13 protein-coding genes are annotated in these 15,242 nt (G+C 59.4%); 8 read left to right on the plus strand and 5 right to left on the minus strand.

Annotated features, from left to right (window positions below):
• The first annotated feature begins 76 nt into the window (after positions 1-76).
• The 8 genes from SK62_RS03435 to SK62_RS03470 all read left to right on the plus strand — a co-directional run bounded on the left by SK62_RS03435 (position 77) and on the right by SK62_RS03470 (position 10,107).
• Positions 77-655, plus strand: a complete 579-nt coding sequence (locus SK62_RS03435) for a YecA/YgfB family protein (RefSeq protein ID WP_003860099.1) — start codon at positions 77-79, stop codon at positions 653-655.
• A 31-nt stretch (positions 656-686) separates the two neighbouring features.
• Positions 687-2,000: a Xaa-Pro aminopeptidase gene (gene pepP, locus SK62_RS03440; protein ID WP_094089638.1), complete on the plus strand. Its 1,314-nt coding sequence runs from the start codon at positions 687-689 to the stop codon at positions 1,998-2,000.
• On the plus strand, positions 1,997-3,175 hold the full coding sequence (ubiH, locus tag SK62_RS03445) for a 2-octaprenyl-6-methoxyphenyl hydroxylase (protein ID WP_047719211.1): 1,179 nt from the start codon (positions 1,997-1,999) through the stop codon (positions 3,173-3,175). The genes pepP and ubiH overlap by 4 nt, the downstream gene beginning before the upstream one ends.
• Positions 3,176-3,187: 12 nt before the next feature.
• Positions 3,188-4,390 (plus strand): FAD-dependent 2-octaprenylphenol hydroxylase, encoded by a 1,203-nt coding sequence (gene ubiI / locus SK62_RS03450; RefSeq protein WP_023295388.1) that lies wholly within the window; start codon positions 3,188-3,190, stop codon positions 4,388-4,390.
• Between the two features lie 397 nt (positions 4,391-4,787).
• Entirely contained in the window at positions 4,788-5,882 is a 1,095-nt protein-coding gene (gene gcvT, locus SK62_RS03455; protein ID WP_003860107.1) for a glycine cleavage system aminomethyltransferase GcvT, read from the plus strand.
• Between the two features lie 23 nt (positions 5,883-5,905).
• Positions 5,906-6,295 carry a glycine cleavage system protein GcvH gene (gene gcvH / locus SK62_RS03460; RefSeq protein WP_006811885.1) on the plus strand — a complete coding sequence of 130 codons (390 nt, stop codon included), beginning with the start codon at positions 5,906-5,908 and terminating at the stop codon, positions 6,293-6,295.
• A 124-nt stretch (positions 6,296-6,419) separates the two neighbouring features.
• The gene (gene gcvP / locus SK62_RS03465; RefSeq protein ID WP_017692709.1) at positions 6,420-9,293 is read left to right on the plus strand and encodes an aminomethyl-transferring glycine dehydrogenase; all 2,874 of its coding nucleotides are present in this window, start codon (positions 6,420-6,422) and stop codon (positions 9,291-9,293) included.
• A 70-nt stretch (positions 9,294-9,363) separates the two neighbouring features.
• The gene (locus tag SK62_RS03470) at positions 9,364-10,107 is read left to right on the plus strand and encodes an SDR family oxidoreductase (protein WP_045333593.1); all 744 of its coding nucleotides are present in this window, start codon (positions 9,364-9,366) and stop codon (positions 10,105-10,107) included.
• A 2-nt stretch (positions 10,108-10,109) separates the two neighbouring features.
• Here the strand turns inward: SK62_RS03470 and SK62_RS03475 are convergent, their stop codons facing one another.
• The 5 genes from SK62_RS03475 to bglA all read right to left on the minus strand — a co-directional run bounded on the left by SK62_RS03475 (position 10,110) and on the right by bglA (position 15,179).
• Entirely contained in the window at positions 10,110-10,610 is a 501-nt protein-coding gene (locus tag SK62_RS03475; protein ID WP_017692710.1) for a protein disulfide oxidoreductase, read from the minus strand.
• Positions 10,600-11,202 (minus strand): DsbA family protein, encoded by a 603-nt coding sequence (locus SK62_RS03480; protein WP_017692711.1) that lies wholly within the window; start codon positions 11,200-11,202, stop codon positions 10,600-10,602. The genes SK62_RS03475 and SK62_RS03480 overlap by 11 nt, the downstream gene beginning before the upstream one ends.
• A gap of 1 nt (position 11,203) precedes the next feature.
• On the minus strand, positions 11,204-13,213 hold the full coding sequence (locus SK62_RS03485; RefSeq protein WP_017692712.1) for a protein-disulfide reductase DsbD family protein: 2,010 nt from the start codon (positions 13,211-13,213) through the stop codon (positions 11,204-11,206).
• Positions 13,214-13,261: 48 nt separating this feature from the next.
• Positions 13,262-13,621, minus strand: a complete 360-nt coding sequence (locus SK62_RS03490) for a hypothetical protein (RefSeq protein WP_003863427.1) — start codon at positions 13,619-13,621, stop codon at positions 13,262-13,264.
• A gap of 124 nt (positions 13,622-13,745) precedes the next feature.
• Positions 13,746-15,179 (minus strand): 6-phospho-beta-glucosidase BglA, encoded by a 1,434-nt coding sequence (bglA, locus tag SK62_RS03495; RefSeq protein WP_017382891.1) that lies wholly within the window; start codon positions 15,177-15,179, stop codon positions 13,746-13,748.
• Positions 15,180-15,242: the final 63 nt, after the last annotated feature.

Consider the following 15,242-nt stretch of genomic DNA (forward strand, 5'->3'; position numbering starts at 1 on the left):
CAAGCCCTTTTCTGGTATCACCAGGGTCCAAAGTGGTAGCATATCATGAATATCCTCCCTTTGATGACGAATGCGTATGTCTATACAGAACGAAATGCCTGGTTACAAGGATTTAAACCAGTTACTGAACCAGCAGGGAGTCGGTCTGACCCCTGCCGAAATGCACGGTCTGATCAGCGGCATACTGTGCGGCGGAAACAGCGACAGCTCATGGCAGCCGCTGATCCACGACCTCACCAACGAAGGGCTGGCGTTTGGCCACGAACTGGCGGAAGCGCTGCGTAAAATGCACGCCGCAACCAGCGATTCCCTGGAAGACGATGGCTTTCTTTTTCAGCTTTATCTGCCTGAAGGCGACGATGTAAGCGTCTTCGATCGCGCTGATGCGCTCGCGGGTTGGGTAAACCACTATCTTCTTGGCCTGGGCGTAACCCAGCCTAAACTGGATAAAGTGACCGGCGAAGCGGGTGAAGCGATCGACGATCTGCGCAACATCGCCCAGCTCGGCTACGATGAAGACGAAGACCAGGAAGAGCTGGAGATGTCTCTCGAAGAGATTATCGAGTACGTACGCGTGGCGTCTCTGCTGTGCCACGACAACTTTACGCGCTCGCAGCCGACCGCGCCGGAAGTTCGCAAGCCAACATTACACTAAGAAAAATAACGCACAGGAGGGTGTCATGGTTATCTCCAGTCAAGAGTATTCTCGCCGTCGTCAGGCGCTGCTGGCAAAAATGCAGCCGGGAAGCGCTGCCCTGATTTTCGCCGCGCCGGAAGTGACGCGCAGCGCCGACAGCGAATACCCCTATCGCCAGAGCAGTGATTTCTGGTACTTCACCGGGTTTAACGAGCCGGAAGCGGTACTGGTGCTGATTAAAAGCAATGACACCCACAACCACAGCGTGATTTTTAACCGCGTGCGCGATCTGACCGCGGAAATCTGGTTTGGCCGCCGCTTAGGACAGGAGGCGGCGCCGGAAAAACTGGGCGTGGACCGCGCGCTGGCCTACAGCGAAATCAACCAGCAGCTCTACCAACTGCTGAACGGTCTGGACGTGCTCTATCACGCCCAGGGCGAATACGCGTATGCGGATGACATTGTTTTCACCGCGCTGGATAAGCTGCGTAAAGGCTCACGTCAGAATTTGTCTGCACCCGCCACCCTGACGGACTGGCGACCGATGGTGCATGAGATGCGCCTGTTCAAGTCTGAAGAAGAGCTGAACGTGATGCGCCGCGCGGGCGAAATCAGCGCCCTGGCGCATACCCGCGCCATGGAAAAGTGCCATCCCGGTATGTTCGAGTACCAGCTTGAAGGCGAAATTCACCATGAATTTAACCGTCACGGTGCGCGCTTCCCGTCCTATAACACCATCGTAGGCGGCGGGGAAAATGGCTGCATTCTGCACTACACCGAAAACGAAAGTGAACTGCGCGACGGCGATCTGGTGCTGATTGACGCCGGCTGTGAATATCAGGGTTACGCGGGCGACATCACCCGTACCTTCCCGGTGAACGGTAAATTCACCTCCGCGCAGCGTGAAATCTATGACATCGTGCTTGAGTCTCTGGAGACCGCGCTGACGCTGTTCCGTCCTGGCACCTCCATCCAGGAGGTTACGGGCGAGGTGGTGCGCATCATGATTACCGGGCTGGTGAAGCTCGGCATTCTGAAAGGCGATGTGGACACCCTTATAACCGAAAACGCCCATCGTCCGTACTTTATGCACGGCCTGAGCCACTGGCTGGGGCTGGATGTGCATGACGTCGGGGCATACGGTCCGGAACGTTCGCGCGTGCTGGAGCCTGGCATGGTGCTGACCGTTGAGCCGGGGCTGTACATCGCGCCGGATGCCGACGTGCCGGAACAGTACCGCGGGATCGGCATTCGTATTGAAGATGACATCGTCATCACGGAAACCGGTAACGAAAACCTGACCGCGACCGTGGTGAAAAAAGCCGACGACATCGAGGCGCTGATGGCGGCGGCACGCGGATGAGCGTAATCATTGTTGGCGGAGGCATGACCGGCGCTACTCTGGCGCTGGCTATTTCGCAGTTAACCCAGGGCCAGCTTCCGGTGCATCTCGTCGAGGCGGTCGCGCCGCAGGCGGCCGATCATCCCGGTTTCGACGCCCGCGCTATCGCGCTGGCGCAGGGAACCTGTCAGCAGCTTGCGCGTATTGGGATCTGGCAGGCGATAGCGGATTGTGCAACGGCGATCGGCACCGTTCACGTCAGCGATCGCGGGCATGCCGGGTTTGTGACGCTGGATGCCCACGATTATCGGATCGAGGCGCTGGGGCAGGTTGTCGAGCTACATGACGTAGGGCTGCGGCTGTTCCGTCTGTTACAGGACGCGCCTGGCGTCACGCTGCACTGTCCGGCGCGCGTCGCCAGCTTCAGCCGCTGTGACGAGGCCGTCAGCGTGACGCTGGACAACGGCACCACGCTGGAGGGGCAACTGCTGGTGGCGGCGGATGGTTCACGCTCCGCGATCGCCACGCAGTGCGGCGTAGAGTGGCGCGCTCAACCCTATGGTCAGGTGGCGGTTATCGCTAACGTTTCCACGGCAGGCGCGCATAACGGCAGGGCCTTTGAGCGCTTCACGGAGCACGGCCCGCTGGCCATGCTGCCGATGTCGAACGGGCGCTGCTCGCTGGTATGGTGCCATGCGCAGGATCGGGCCGATGAGGTTCTCTCCTGGTCCGACGAACGTTTTTGTTCCGAGCTGCAAAAAGCCTTCGGCTGGCGGCTTGGGCGCATCACCCATGCCGGAAAACGCGTGGCCTATCCGCTCGCGCTGACGACCGCATCGCAGACTGTCTCCCATCGCGTCGCCCTGGTCGGCAACGCCGCGCAGACGCTGCACCCCATCGCCGGGCAAGGCTTCAACCTTGGCCTCCGTGACGTGATAAGCCTGGCAGAGCTCCTGGCCCGGACGTGGAGCGAACAACAGGATTTTGGCGCATACTCGGTGCTGAGCCATTACCAGAAACGACGCCAGGCGGACAAAGCGGCGACCATTGGCGTCACCGACGGTTTAGTCCACCTGTTTGCCAATCGCTGGGCACCGCTGGTTGCGGGTCGCAACCTTGGGCTGATGGCGATGGAACTGTTCATTCCGGCACGTGACGTGCTGGCGCAGCGGACCCTGGGTTGGGTCGCGCGTTAAGGAGTATTGACCGTGCAAAATGTTGATGTCGCCATTGTGGGTGGCGGAATGGTAGGACTGGCGCTGGCCTGTGGTTTACAGGGCAGCGGCCTGCGCGTGGCCGTGCTTGAGCAAAAAGCGCCGCAGCCTGTGGCGCAGGATGCACCGCCGGAGCTGCGCGTCTCGGCGATCAATGCCGCCAGCGAAAAGCTACTGACGCACCTTGGCGTCTGGTCTGAAATCGTGGCGCTGCGTGCCAGCTGTTACCATGGCATGGAAGTGTGGGACAAAGACAGCTTCGGCCATATCGCGTTTGACGATGAAAGCATGGGCTACAGCCACCTTGGACACATCGTTGAAAACGCGGTGATCCACCACGCGCTGTGGCAGAAAGCACAGCAGTGCAGCGACGTCACGCTGATCGCACCGGCGAAACTCCAGCAGGTGGCGTGGGGCGAAAACGACGCGTTTATCACTCTTGAAAGTGGCGACATGCTGACCGCGCGTCTGGTGGTGGGTGCCGACGGCGCCAATTCCTGGCTGCGTAACAAAGCGGATATTCCGCTGACCTTCTGGGATTACCGCCATCACGCGTTGGTGGCCACAATCCGCACCGAAGAGCCGCACGGCGGCGTGGCGCGCCAGATTTTCCATAATGACGGCATTCTGGCCTTCCTGCCGCTTGCCGATCCGCATCTCTGCTCCATCGTCTGGTCCTTAGAGCCGGAGAAAGCGCAGCAGATGCAGGAGGCGACGCCGGATGCCTTCAGTCAGGCGCTATGCGTGGCGTTTGATAACCGTCTGGGCCTGTGCATGCTTGAAAGCGAACGCCAGACGTTTCCGTTAACCGGTCGCTACGCGCGTCAGTTTGCCGCGCACCGTCTGGCGCTGGTGGGGGATGCGGCGCATACCATTCATCCGCTGGCCGGGCAGGGGGTGAACCTTGGCTTTATGGACGCGGCTGAGCTGGTTGAAGAGCTGCGTCGCCTGCATCGGGAAGGTAAAGATATTGGTCAGCATCTGTATCTGCGTCGCTACGAGCGCAGCCGCAAACACAGTGCGGCGATGATGCTGGCGGGTATGCAGGGCTTCCGCGAGCTGTTTGCCGGAGCGAATCCGGCGAAAAAACTGCTGCGCGATATTGGCCTCAAGCTGGCCGACACCCTTCCCGGCGTAAAACCGCAGCTTCTTCGTCAGGCAATGGGCCTCAACGATCTTCCCGACTGGTTACGTTAATCTCGATCCCCGTCACACTTTATTTTCCCGGCCTCCGCGCCGGGGAAATTTCCTCGTTTGAAATAATCTAATTTCACGTCATTTTTCGCATTAGAAAATCTAATCTAACTATTTTTATGTTACGGAAATTCGGCCCGTTTTTCCGCATGAAATATCACCATCTGCTAAACCCTGTTAGATCATTGTTAATTTTATGCGGGTTTAATCGCATTTTCCCAGTGAATAACTCTGTAGGCTTTTCAGCGATTTTTGGTCATAAGCTAATGTGATGACCCGTTTTACCTTATGGTTAACCGCCGGTTTCGGTGGTAAGTTCAGGTAAAAGAGAACGTTTGCGTCGGCCCCCGATCGCGAGGCCGACACCGGGTTTCACGGTGAATTTTTCAACGAGGAAAAGATGGCTCAACAGACTCCTTTGTACGAACAGCACGTGTTGTGCGGCGCCCGCATGGTGGACTTCCACGGCTGGATGATGCCGCTGCACTACGGCTCGCAGATTGATGAGCACCACGCGGTGCGCACCGATGCCGGTATGTTCGACGTGTCTCATATGACGATTGTCGACCTGCGCGGTAGCCGCACCCGGGAGTTTTTGCGTTATCTGCTGGCAAATGACGTCGCCAAACTGAAGACGCCGGGCAAAGCGCTCTATACCGGCATGCTCAATGCCTCTGGCGGCGTGATTGACGACCTCATCGTCTACTACTTCACCGAAGATTTCTTCCGCCTCGTTGTAAACTCCGCCACCCGCGAAAAAGACCTCTCCTGGATTTCCCAACACGCTGAACCTTACGCCATAGACATCACCGTCCGTGACGATCTGTCGCTGATTGCGGTGCAGGGGCCAAACGCCCAGGCGAAAGCCGCCTCTCTGTTCAGCGACGAGCAGCGCAAAGCCACCGAAGGCATGAAGCCATTCTTCGGCGTGCAGGCGGGCGATCTGTTTATCGCCACCACCGGCTACACCGGTGAAGCGGGCTACGAAATTGCGATGCCAAACGAGAAGGCCGCTGATTTCTGGCGTGCGCTGGTGGAGGCGGGCGTGAAGCCTGCGGGCCTGGGCGCGCGCGATACGCTGCGTCTGGAAGCGGGGATGAACCTCTACGGTCAGGAGATGGACGAAGGCGTCTCTCCGCTGGCGGCCAACATGGGCTGGACCATTGCGTGGGAACCGGCTGACCGTGATTTTATTGGCCGTGAAGCGCTGGAGATGCAGCGCGAGAAGGGCACTGAACAGCTGGTCGGCCTGGTGATGAAAGAAAAAGGCGTTCTGCGCGGCGAGCTGCCTGTACGCTTCACCGATGCCGATGGCAATCATCGCGAAGGCGTGATCACCAGCGGAACGTTCTCCCCGACGCTCGGCTACAGTATTGCCCTGGCACGCGTGCCGGCGGGGATTGGCGAAACGGCGGTGGTGCAGATCCGCAACCGCGAAATGCCGGTCAACGTGACCAAACCGATTTTTGTTCGCGCCGGTAAGCCGGTCGCCTAACTATTTTTATCAGGAGAACTTCAATGAGCAATGTGCCAGCGGAACTGAAATACAGCAAAGAACACGAGTGGCTGCGCAAAGAGGCGGACGGCACTTACACCGTTGGGATCACCGAGCACGCGCAGGAGCTGCTGGGCGACATGGTGTTTGTTGACCTGCCGGAAGTGGGCGCAACCGTGAGCGCAGGCGACGACTGTGCGGTGGCGGAATCCGTTAAAGCGGCCTCTGACATCTACGCCCCGGTGAGCGGTGAAATTGTTGCCGTGAACGACGCGCTGAGCGACTCCCCGGAGCTGGTCAACAGCGAACCGTATGAAGGCGGCTGGATCTTCAAGATCAAAGCCAGCGACGAAGCGCAGGTTGCCGCGCTGCTGGATGCGACCGCGTACGAAGCACTGTTAGAAGACGAGTAATCAGTAATCCCCCTCTCCCTTTGGGAGAGGGCAGGGGTGAGGGTGCCAATCTTCCCCTCACCCTAACCCTCTCCCAAAGGGAGAGGGAACTTAAATTCACTGCATGTTTCAGGAACCATCGCTCATGACACAGACTTTAAGCCAGCTTGAAAACCGTGGCGCCTTCATTGAACGTCACATTGGGCCGGATGCTCAGCAACAGCAGGAGATGCTGAAGACAGTTGGCGCGGATTCATTAAACGCACTGATCGGCCAGATCGTGCCAAAAGACATCCAGCTTGCTACGCCGCCGCAGGTAGGCGAGTCCACGACGGAGTTCGCCGCGCTGGCGGAGCTGAAGGCCATCGCCGGCCTTAACAAGCGCTATAAGTCTTACATTGGCATGGGCTACACCAACGTGCAGTTACCGCCCGTGATCCTGCGTAACATGCTGGAAAACCCGGGCTGGTATACCGCTTATACCCCGTATCAGCCAGAAGTCTCCCAGGGCCGTCTGGAAGCGCTGCTGAACTTCCAGCAGGTGACGCTGGATCTGACCGGTATGGATATCGCCTCTGCCTCGCTGCTGGATGAAGCGACCGCCGCCGCCGAAGCGATGGCGATGGCGAAGCGCGTGAGCAAGCTGAAAAACGCCAACCGCTTCTTCGTGGCGGCGGACGTGCATCCCCAGACGCTGGACGTGGTGCGCACCCGTGCGGAAACCTTCGGCTTTGAGGTGATTGTCGACGACGCTGAAAAAGTGCTGGATCACCAGGACGTCTTCGGCGTGCTGTTGCAGCAGGTGGGCACCACCGGGGAAGTGCACGACTACGGCGCACTGATCGCCGAGCTGAAATCCCGTAAGGTTATTGTTAGCGTCGCCGCTGATTTTATGGCGCTGGTGCTGCTGACCGCGCCAGGCAAACAGGGCGCGGATATTGTCTTCGGCTCAGCCCAGCGTTTCGGCGTGCCGATGGGCTACGGCGGCCCGCACGCGGCGTTCTTTGGCGCGAAAGATGAATTTAAACGTTCCATGCCAGGCCGTATTATCGGCGTATCGAAAGATGCCGCCGGTAACACCGCGCTGCGCATGGCGATGCAGACCCGCGAGCAGCATATCCGCCGCGAGAAAGCGAACTCCAACATCTGTACCTCGCAGGTGCTGCTGGCTAACATTGCCAGCCTGTACGCGGTGTTCCACGGTCCGGCTGGCTTGAAACGCATTGCCAGCCGCATCCACCGTCTGGCCGATATCCTGGCCTGCGGTCTGCAACAGAAAGGTCTCAGACTGCGTCATGAGCACTACTTCGACACCCTGTGCGTCGAGGTAGCAGACAAAGCGGCCGTGCTGGCGCGCGCCGAGGCAGCGCAAATCAACCTGCGCAGCGACATTCACAATGCGGTCGGCATTACGCTGGACGAAAGCACCACCCGTGACGATATCCTGACCCTGTTCAACGTATTGCTGGGTGACGCACACGGTCTGGACGTTGATACGCTCGACAAAGAGGTTGCGCTCGACAGCCGCTCCATTCAGGAAAGCATGCTGCGCGACGACGCGATCCTGACTCACCCGGTGTTCAACCGCTATCACAGCGAAACCGAGATGATGCGTTACATGCACTCTCTGGAACGTAAAGATCTGGCGCTGAACCAGGCGATGATCCCGCTGGGCTCCTGCACCATGAAGCTGAACGCCGCGGCTGAGATGATCCCAATTACCTGGCCTGAATTCTCTGAGCTGCACCCGTTCTGCCCGGCTGAGCAGGCGGAAGGTTATCACATGATGATCAACCAGCTCTCCGACTGGCTGGTGAAGCTGACCGGGTACGACGCGCTCTGCATGCAGCCGAACTCCGGTGCGCAGGGTGAATACGCTGGTCTGCTGGCGATCCGTCACTATCACGAAAGCCGCAATGAAGGCCACCGTGATATCTGCCTGATCCCAAGCTCTGCCCACGGTACCAACCCGGCTTCTGCCCAGATGGCAGGAATGGAAGTGGTGGTTGTGGCGTGCGACAAAAACGGCAACATCGATCTGGCCGACCTGCGCGCCAAAGCCGAGCAGGCGGGCGACAAACTCTCCTGCATCATGGTGACCTACCCATCCACCCACGGCGTGTACGAAGAAACTATCCGTGAAGTGTGTGAAGTGGTGCATCAGTTCGGCGGCCAGGTTTACCTCGACGGCGCAAACATGAACGCCCAGGTGGGCATCACCTCTCCGGGCTTTATTGGCGCGGATGTGTCGCACCTGAACCTGCATAAAACGTTCTGCATTCCGCACGGCGGTGGCGGCCCGGGGATGGGCCCAATCGGCGTGAAAGCGCACCTGGCACCGTTTGTGCCGGGCCACAGCGTGGTGCAGATTGAAGGCATGCTGACCCGTCAGGGCGCGGTCTCCGCGGCACCGTTCGGCAGCGCCTCTATCCTGCCAATCAGCTGGATGTACATCCGCATGATGGGCGCGGAAGGGCTGAAGCAAGCCAGCCAGGTGGCGATCCTCAACGCCAACTACATCGCAACGCGTCTGAAGGACGCCTATCCGGTGCTCTATACCGGTCGCGACGGTCGCGTGGCGCACGAATGCATCCTCGATATTCGTCCTCTGAAAGAAGAGACGGGCATCAGCGAGCTGGATATTGCCAAGCGCCTGATCGACTACGGCTTCCACGCGCCAACCATGTCGTTCCCGGTAGCGGGTACGCTGATGGTTGAGCCGACTGAATCTGAAAGCAAGGTGGAGCTGGATCGCTTTATCGACGCCATGCTGGCGATCCGCAGCGAAATCGACCGCGTGAAAGGCGGGGAGTGGACGCTGGAAGATAACCCGCTGGTGAACGCGCCGCATACACAGAACGAACTGGTGGCAGAGTGGAACCACGGTTATACCCGCGAGCTGGCTGTCTTCCCGGCAGGTGTGGCAAACAAATACTGGCCAACCGTGAAACGTCTTGATGATGTTTACGGCGACCGTAACCTGTTCTGCTCCTGCGTGCCGATGAGCGAATACCAGTAACGTTGTTCCTGTAGTAACGTAGGCCGGGTAAGGCGAAGCCGCCACCCGGCTTTTTTATTGGGAGAAAAGAATGGCAATTGCACTGGTCACCGGCGCCAGCCGGGGTATTGGTAAAGCCACCGCGCTACAGCTGGCAAGCGAAGGCTACACCGTTGCGGTGAATTTTCATCACAACATCAAAGCCGCGACGGACGTCATTAATCAGATCGTGGACGCGGGCGGTAAAGCCTTTGCCGTACGCGCGGACATCAGCGATGAAGCGCAGGTGATGGCGATGTTCGACAGCATCGATCGCGAAGGTGAGCCGCTCGCCGCGCTGGTGAACAACGCCGGGATTTTGTTTGAACAATCCACCATCGAAAATCTCTCCGCTGAACGTATTAACCGTGTGCTGGCTACCAACGTCACCGGCTATTTTCTCTGCTGCCGTGAAGCGGTTAAGCGCATGTCGCATAAACACGGCGGCAAGGGCGGCGCGATTGTGAATGTCTCCTCGGCGGCATCACGGCTGGGCGCGCCGGGGGAATATGTGGATTATGCCGCCTCAAAAGGGGCGGTGGATTCCCTGACCACCGGCCTCGCGCTGGAGGTGGCGGCGCAGGGCATTCGCGTTAACTGCGTGCGGCCAGGCCTGATTTATACCGATATTCACGCCTCCGGCGGCGAGCCGGGGCGTGTGGATCGGGTGAAGTCGATGTTACCGATGCAGCGTGGCGGTCAGCCGGAGGAGGTCGCCCAGGCCATTGCCTGGCTGCTGAGCGACAAAGCCTCCTATGTCACCGGTAGCTTCCTGGAGCTGGCTGGCGGGAAGTAACGCTACGACGCCAGCCACAGCCGCAGGCGCATTCCCCAGCCGCTGGTCCAGCCGGTGGTGATCGACTTCACCTCGCCGTGAGAGATCACTACCAGCGTTGGCGTCACCTTAACGTCCCACTCACGCGCCAGTTCTCCACTGGCGTCGTTGACCGTGGGCATCATCGCCTTCTTCTTCCTCATCCATGTTTCGAGCGTCGCGTTATCGCCCGAGCGCAGCGCAACCGACATCACGTTACCCCCGTCCGCGGCAAGCGTCGCCACCGACGGCGTGGTATAGCGGCAGACGCCGCACCATGTCGCCCAGACGTAGACCAGCAGCGGTCGCTCCTTACTCATGGCGATAAGATCGACGGGCTGACCGTCGAGGGTGTGCAGTGCCGTCGCGGAGAAATTCTGCGGCAGCGCGGGCTGGCGGAAATAGTCCACCGCCAGGCTCACGGCTACGCCAATCAGCAGCCACACGCCCAGCTCGCGCAGCAGGCGCGGAAGCTTACTTGCCACGGGCGTTTGCCAGCTGTTCTTTGACCAGCCCCTCCAGGTCGTCATACGGAATTGCGCCCGCCACCATCTGGTCGCCGATAATGGTCGCCGGGGTACCCTGAATATTCAGCACCTGCGCCAGGATGAGGTTCATCTTTAGGCTGTCCATGGTTTTATCATCCGTTTTAATGCTGTCCGTTCCGGTCTTTGCCTTCGCGGCGGCGATGCTGGCGTCATCGTGATAGCCCTTTTTCATCATCAGCCGCTGGTGGAGCGCCCAGAATTTATCCGGCGCCTGCTGCCACGTTGAGAGTGCCGCTTTCGCGGCATTTACCGAGCTTTGTCCCTTGAACGGCAGCAGTTTGACGATGAGCTGCACGTCGGGATTTTCCTGCACGATTTTCTCAAGCATTGGGTCGAACTGCTTGCAATACGGGCAGTTGTAGTCAGTGAAGGAGACGATGGTCAGCTTCGGCGATGTCGCGCCGGTTCGCGGGCTGTTGGGGTCGTTAAACAGCAGTTTTGCCAGCTGGTCGCTGGAAGCGTCATCAGAAGGTGCGGCGAAACCGAACGTTGATAACGACAGCAGAAGTAAGGCAACGAAGGCTCTCATGCTATTTTCCTTTTGCATCGGACAGGGTGCTCAGCACCGCTTCGCGGCTTAACAACGCAGGCAGCACGTGGCCCTGCGGTAATCCCGGTCCGTAGATCTGGTTAAACGGTACGGCGGCGCTGCCGCGCGTGGTTAAGAACTGGCTGATGGTATCTGAGGGGCGGCTCCAGTCGCCGCGCAGGGCGACAACGTCCGGGGAGGAGAGCGCATCCTGCACGTCGTCGCGCAGCAGCACGTTGTATTTATTGGCTTTACAGGTCACGCACCAGTCGGCGGTCACGTCGACGAACACCCGTTTGTTCTCCGCCAGCGCGCGGGCAATGGCCTGCTCGCTGAGCGGCTGCCAGTGAATACGATCGCGGCGGGAACCCTCGCCGCCGGAACCGGATACAAACGCGACCGCCCCGGCCACCACTACAGCTAATACCCCGGCGCGCAGTGCCGTTTGCCAGCGGTAGCGCCAGGCGGTGACCAGCAGCAGCGTAAGGATCAGGAACACGCCCAGCGTGATGACGGGCAGGCTGCCAATGTGCACCGTCAGCAGGCTCAGCAGCCACAGCGATGAGCCGAGCATCATCATCCCCAGCACTACGCGTACGACGTTCATCCAGCGTCCCGGACGCGGCAACCGCTGGGCCAGCCCCGGCCAGGCCGCCACCAGCAGCCACGGCAGGCTCATGCCGATACCCATCGCCAGGAAGATCCCCCACAGCAGGGGAAGCGGCGCCGCCAGCGCGACCGAGACCGCCGTACCCAGGAACGGCGCGGTGCAGGGTGTCGCCAGCAGCGTGGCAAACGCGCCTTGCCAGAAATGACCCGCAAGCCCGTTGCCGCCGCGCGTGGCGAGGAAGGTGCTGGCGCCGGAAGGGAGACGGATTTCAAACAACCCCAGCAGGCTGGCGCTGAAAAGCACCATCACCAGCGCCATCGCGCCAATAAACCACGGATTCTGGAACTGGATCCCCCAGCCGAGCGCCTGATTGCCTAAGCGTAAAACCGTCATCATCAGCGCCAGCGCGAGGAACGAGATCACGATCCCGGCTACCGACGCAAGAAACTGTCGGCGTACCTGACCCCGCGCCTGCCGTTCGGTTTGCATCAGCGTGCCCAGCTTCATGGCCAGCACGGGCAGTACGCAGGGCATGACGTTAAGGATCAGACCGCCCGCCAGCGCCATCAGCAGCACCCAGCCTAACGAGAGCGTCGGCGCGGCGTTCCCCGGCTGAATGCTCAGGCTGGACTCCTGCGCCTGCCCGCTATCGGCCAGAACCAGCGACAGGGTTTTGCCGCTGAGGTTGGGCGCGGCCTCGCCCCAGTTGTCCGTCACGGGCACGGTGGCGACCAGCGAGTCACCGCGCACGGTGAGGGCCGGTTTGCCGAAATCAACATCATCCATACCGTCGATAAACAGGGACGGTGCCTGCCAGCCTGCGTCACGCTGCGCCGTTACGGTCAGCTTGCCGGGGGCATAGGTGGCGTTAAGCGTTGAGGTCAACCCGCCGCTGAGCGGAAGGGTGCCCATGGCCCGACTGAAATCGTAATCAAAACCGGCGCCTGCGGATGCGGTCATGTTCAGCGAAAACGGGTAGTCGGTAAGAATACAGACGTTGCTACAGGTGGAGAGCGTCAGTACGCCGCTCAGGATCTTCGGGACGTCGCCCCGCAGAGTGATGGGAAAGCTGACATCGCCGTGGTAGCCCTGCGTGGTGATGCCCGCGACGTCGAAACGCTGCGGCACAGGCCAGCGCCAGATCGCCTCGACGGGCTGATGCCATTTAATCGCGGGTGCGACGCCGCCTTCGCCCGGCGAGCGCCAGTAGGTTTTCCAGCCTTTTTGCAGGGCGACGTCCAGCAGCAGGCGGGTTTCGCCAGTGCTTTCGGGTTGTGCACGCAGCCTGACGCTGGCGTGCTGATTATCGGCGGCGCGCAGCCAGCCGCTGTCGGCAGCCTGGCTGAGGGGCAGCCATAGCCAAAGCAGGCAGACCAGCAGTCGCCTGAATACAGTAAACATAAATTTTCTCCGTAAATAATGAATTAACCTGAAGTAACAGGCGAAGGCTCATTCACGGAAGACGCATAATCGCAGATGCACCCTTAACCGGGGCGGGGAGATAACGCGGGGAGGCCACTGCCGTTCGCGGCGCGGTGGACTGGCTGCCAGCAACGCCAGCAGCAGGGTGACGGCAATCAGGGCGCCTTCAAACAAAACAGGCGGGACCGACATCAGCGACTTGGCGCTAAGCTCACACGGGGTTACCGGTGCGTCGGTACTCTCCTGCCCCTGCTGGACAGACTGGCTCGTGGCGGTGACGTTCATGACAAGCGCGTGCATCCCGGCCATCCGCTGGGCGGTGCATATCAGCACCACCAGGCAGGCCAGGGCTACAAGCAGGATAGCGTTGCGTTGTCGCTTGATCATGTTCGCCTCAAATATTCAGGACGCCTATATTATCGGGCGAACATATTTTGGCAACGCAAAAGCTGTAAAGAAGTGTCTGGAAGATAAGCGGTTTGCCCTCTCCGCTTGCAGAGAGGGCGAGCCATTACAGCGTTTCGCCGTTGCTGGCAATGACGGTTTTATACCACTCAAAGCTCTTCTTACGGGAGCGGGACATGTCACCGGTACCGTCGTCGTGCTTGTTGACGTAGATAAAGCCGTAGCGCTTACTGTACTGGCCGGTGGTGAAGGAGACGCAGTCGATGCAGCCCCACGGCGTGTAGCCCATCAGATCCACGCCATCCCAGGTCACCGCCTTCATCATCTCTTCCACGTGGGCGCGCAGGTAGTCGATGCGATAGTCATCGTTGATGCTGCCGTCCTCTTCCACGGTGTCGTAGGCGCCGAAACCATTTTCCACGATAAACAGCGGCTTCTGATAACGTTCGTACAGTTCACACAGCGAATAGCGCAGGCCTACCGGATCAATCTGCCAGCCCCAGTCGGACGCCTTGACGTGTGGGTTCGGCACGCTGCCCTCGAAGCCGGAAATGGCGTCACCGGTACCGCCTTCCGCTTTGACCGCGTTGGTCATGTAGTAGCTGAAACCTAAGTAATCGCAGGTGCCTTCACGCAGGATCTGCTCGTCGCCCGCTTCCATTTTGATGGAGAAGCCACGGCGCTCCCACTCGTTCAGCACGTAAGACGGGTAGTAGCCGCGCAGCTGTACGTCGGTAAAGACGTAGCGCTCGCGCATGGATTCCTGAGCGAACATGACATCTTCTGGCTTGCAGGAGTACGGATAGAGCGCCACCATCGCCAGCATGCAGCCGACTTTCATTTCCGGGTTAATGCGGCGTGCGGCTTTCACCGCCAGCGCGCTGGCCACGAACTGGTGGTGCAGCACCTGGTACATGGTCTCTTCCGGGTTGTCGTGCTCGGTATAGACCACGCCAGAGCAGCAGTAGCCGAACAGCGGCGCACGCCAGTTGCGCTGGTTGTTGATTTCGTTGAAGGTCATCCAGTATTTGACCTTATTTTTGTAGCGCTCAAATACCACTTCCGAGAAGCGCACAAAGAAATCGACCACTTTACGGTTGGTCCATCCGCCATATTCCTGAACGAGGTGCAGCGGCATTTCAAAGTGGGAGAGGGTGATCACCGGCTCGATGTTGTACTTCAGCAGTTCATCGAACATGTCGTCGTAAAACTTCAGCCCCTCTTCGTTTGGCTGAGTTTCGTCGCCTTTCGGGAAGATGCGCGTCCAGGCGATGGAGGTACGGAAACATTTGAAGCCCATCTCGGCAAACAGCCTGATGTCTTCTTTGTAATGGCCGTAGAAGTCGACGGCTTCGTGGTTGGGGTAATATTTGCCTTCAATCACTTCCTGCGTGATTTCTCGCGGAACGCCGTGTGCGCCGCCGGTGAGCACGTCGCAGATGCTTGGCCCTTTGCCGCCTTTGTTCCAGCCGCCTTCAACCTGGTGCGCCGCTACCGCGCCGCCCCATAAAAAATCTTTCGGTAAGGTGAGTTTTTTCATCTTTGCTATTCTCAATTCAGGACTTATTGATTTCGAGTCTAGCAAAGCGGAATTAAATGTCAC

This window comes from Enterobacter sp. BIDMC109, from assembly GCF_001037885.1.
In the GTDB taxonomy this organism is placed as follows: Bacteria; Pseudomonadota; Gammaproteobacteria; order Enterobacterales; family Enterobacteriaceae; genus Enterobacter; species Enterobacter hormaechei_C.

What these genes read in the sequence shown, in the direction of transcription:
- gcvH (WP_006811885.1), top strand. Translation starts at nt 5,906, where the DNA reads ATGAGCAATGTGCCAGCGGAACTGAAATACAGCAAAGAACACGAGTGG.
- gcvP (WP_017692709.1), top strand. Translation starts at nt 6,420, where the DNA reads ATGACACAGACTTTAAGCCAGCTTGAAAACCGTGGCGCCTTCATTGAA.
- SK62_RS03470 (WP_045333593.1), top strand. Translation starts at nt 9,364, where the DNA reads ATGGCAATTGCACTGGTCACCGGCGCCAGCCGGGGTATTGGTAAAGCC.
- SK62_RS03480 (WP_017692711.1), bottom strand. Translation starts at nt 11,202, where the DNA reads ATGAGAGCCTTCGTTGCCTTACTTCTGCTGTCGTTATCAACGTTCGGT.
- ubiH (WP_047719211.1), top strand. Translation starts at nt 1,997, where the DNA reads ATGAGCGTAATCATTGTTGGCGGAGGCATGACCGGCGCTACTCTGGCG.
- bglA (WP_017382891.1), bottom strand. Translation starts at nt 15,179, where the DNA reads ATGAAAAAACTCACCTTACCGAAAGATTTTTTATGGGGCGGCGCGGTA.
- SK62_RS03490 (WP_003863427.1), bottom strand. Translation starts at nt 13,621, where the DNA reads ATGATCAAGCGACAACGCAACGCTATCCTGCTTGTAGCCCTGGCCTGC.
- SK62_RS03435 (WP_003860099.1), top strand. Translation starts at nt 77, where the DNA reads ATGTCTATACAGAACGAAATGCCTGGTTACAAGGATTTAAACCAGTTA.
- gcvT (WP_003860107.1), top strand. Translation starts at nt 4,788, where the DNA reads ATGGCTCAACAGACTCCTTTGTACGAACAGCACGTGTTGTGCGGCGCC.
- SK62_RS03485 (WP_017692712.1), bottom strand. Translation starts at nt 13,213, where the DNA reads ATGTTTACTGTATTCAGGCGACTGCTGGTCTGCCTGCTTTGGCTATGG.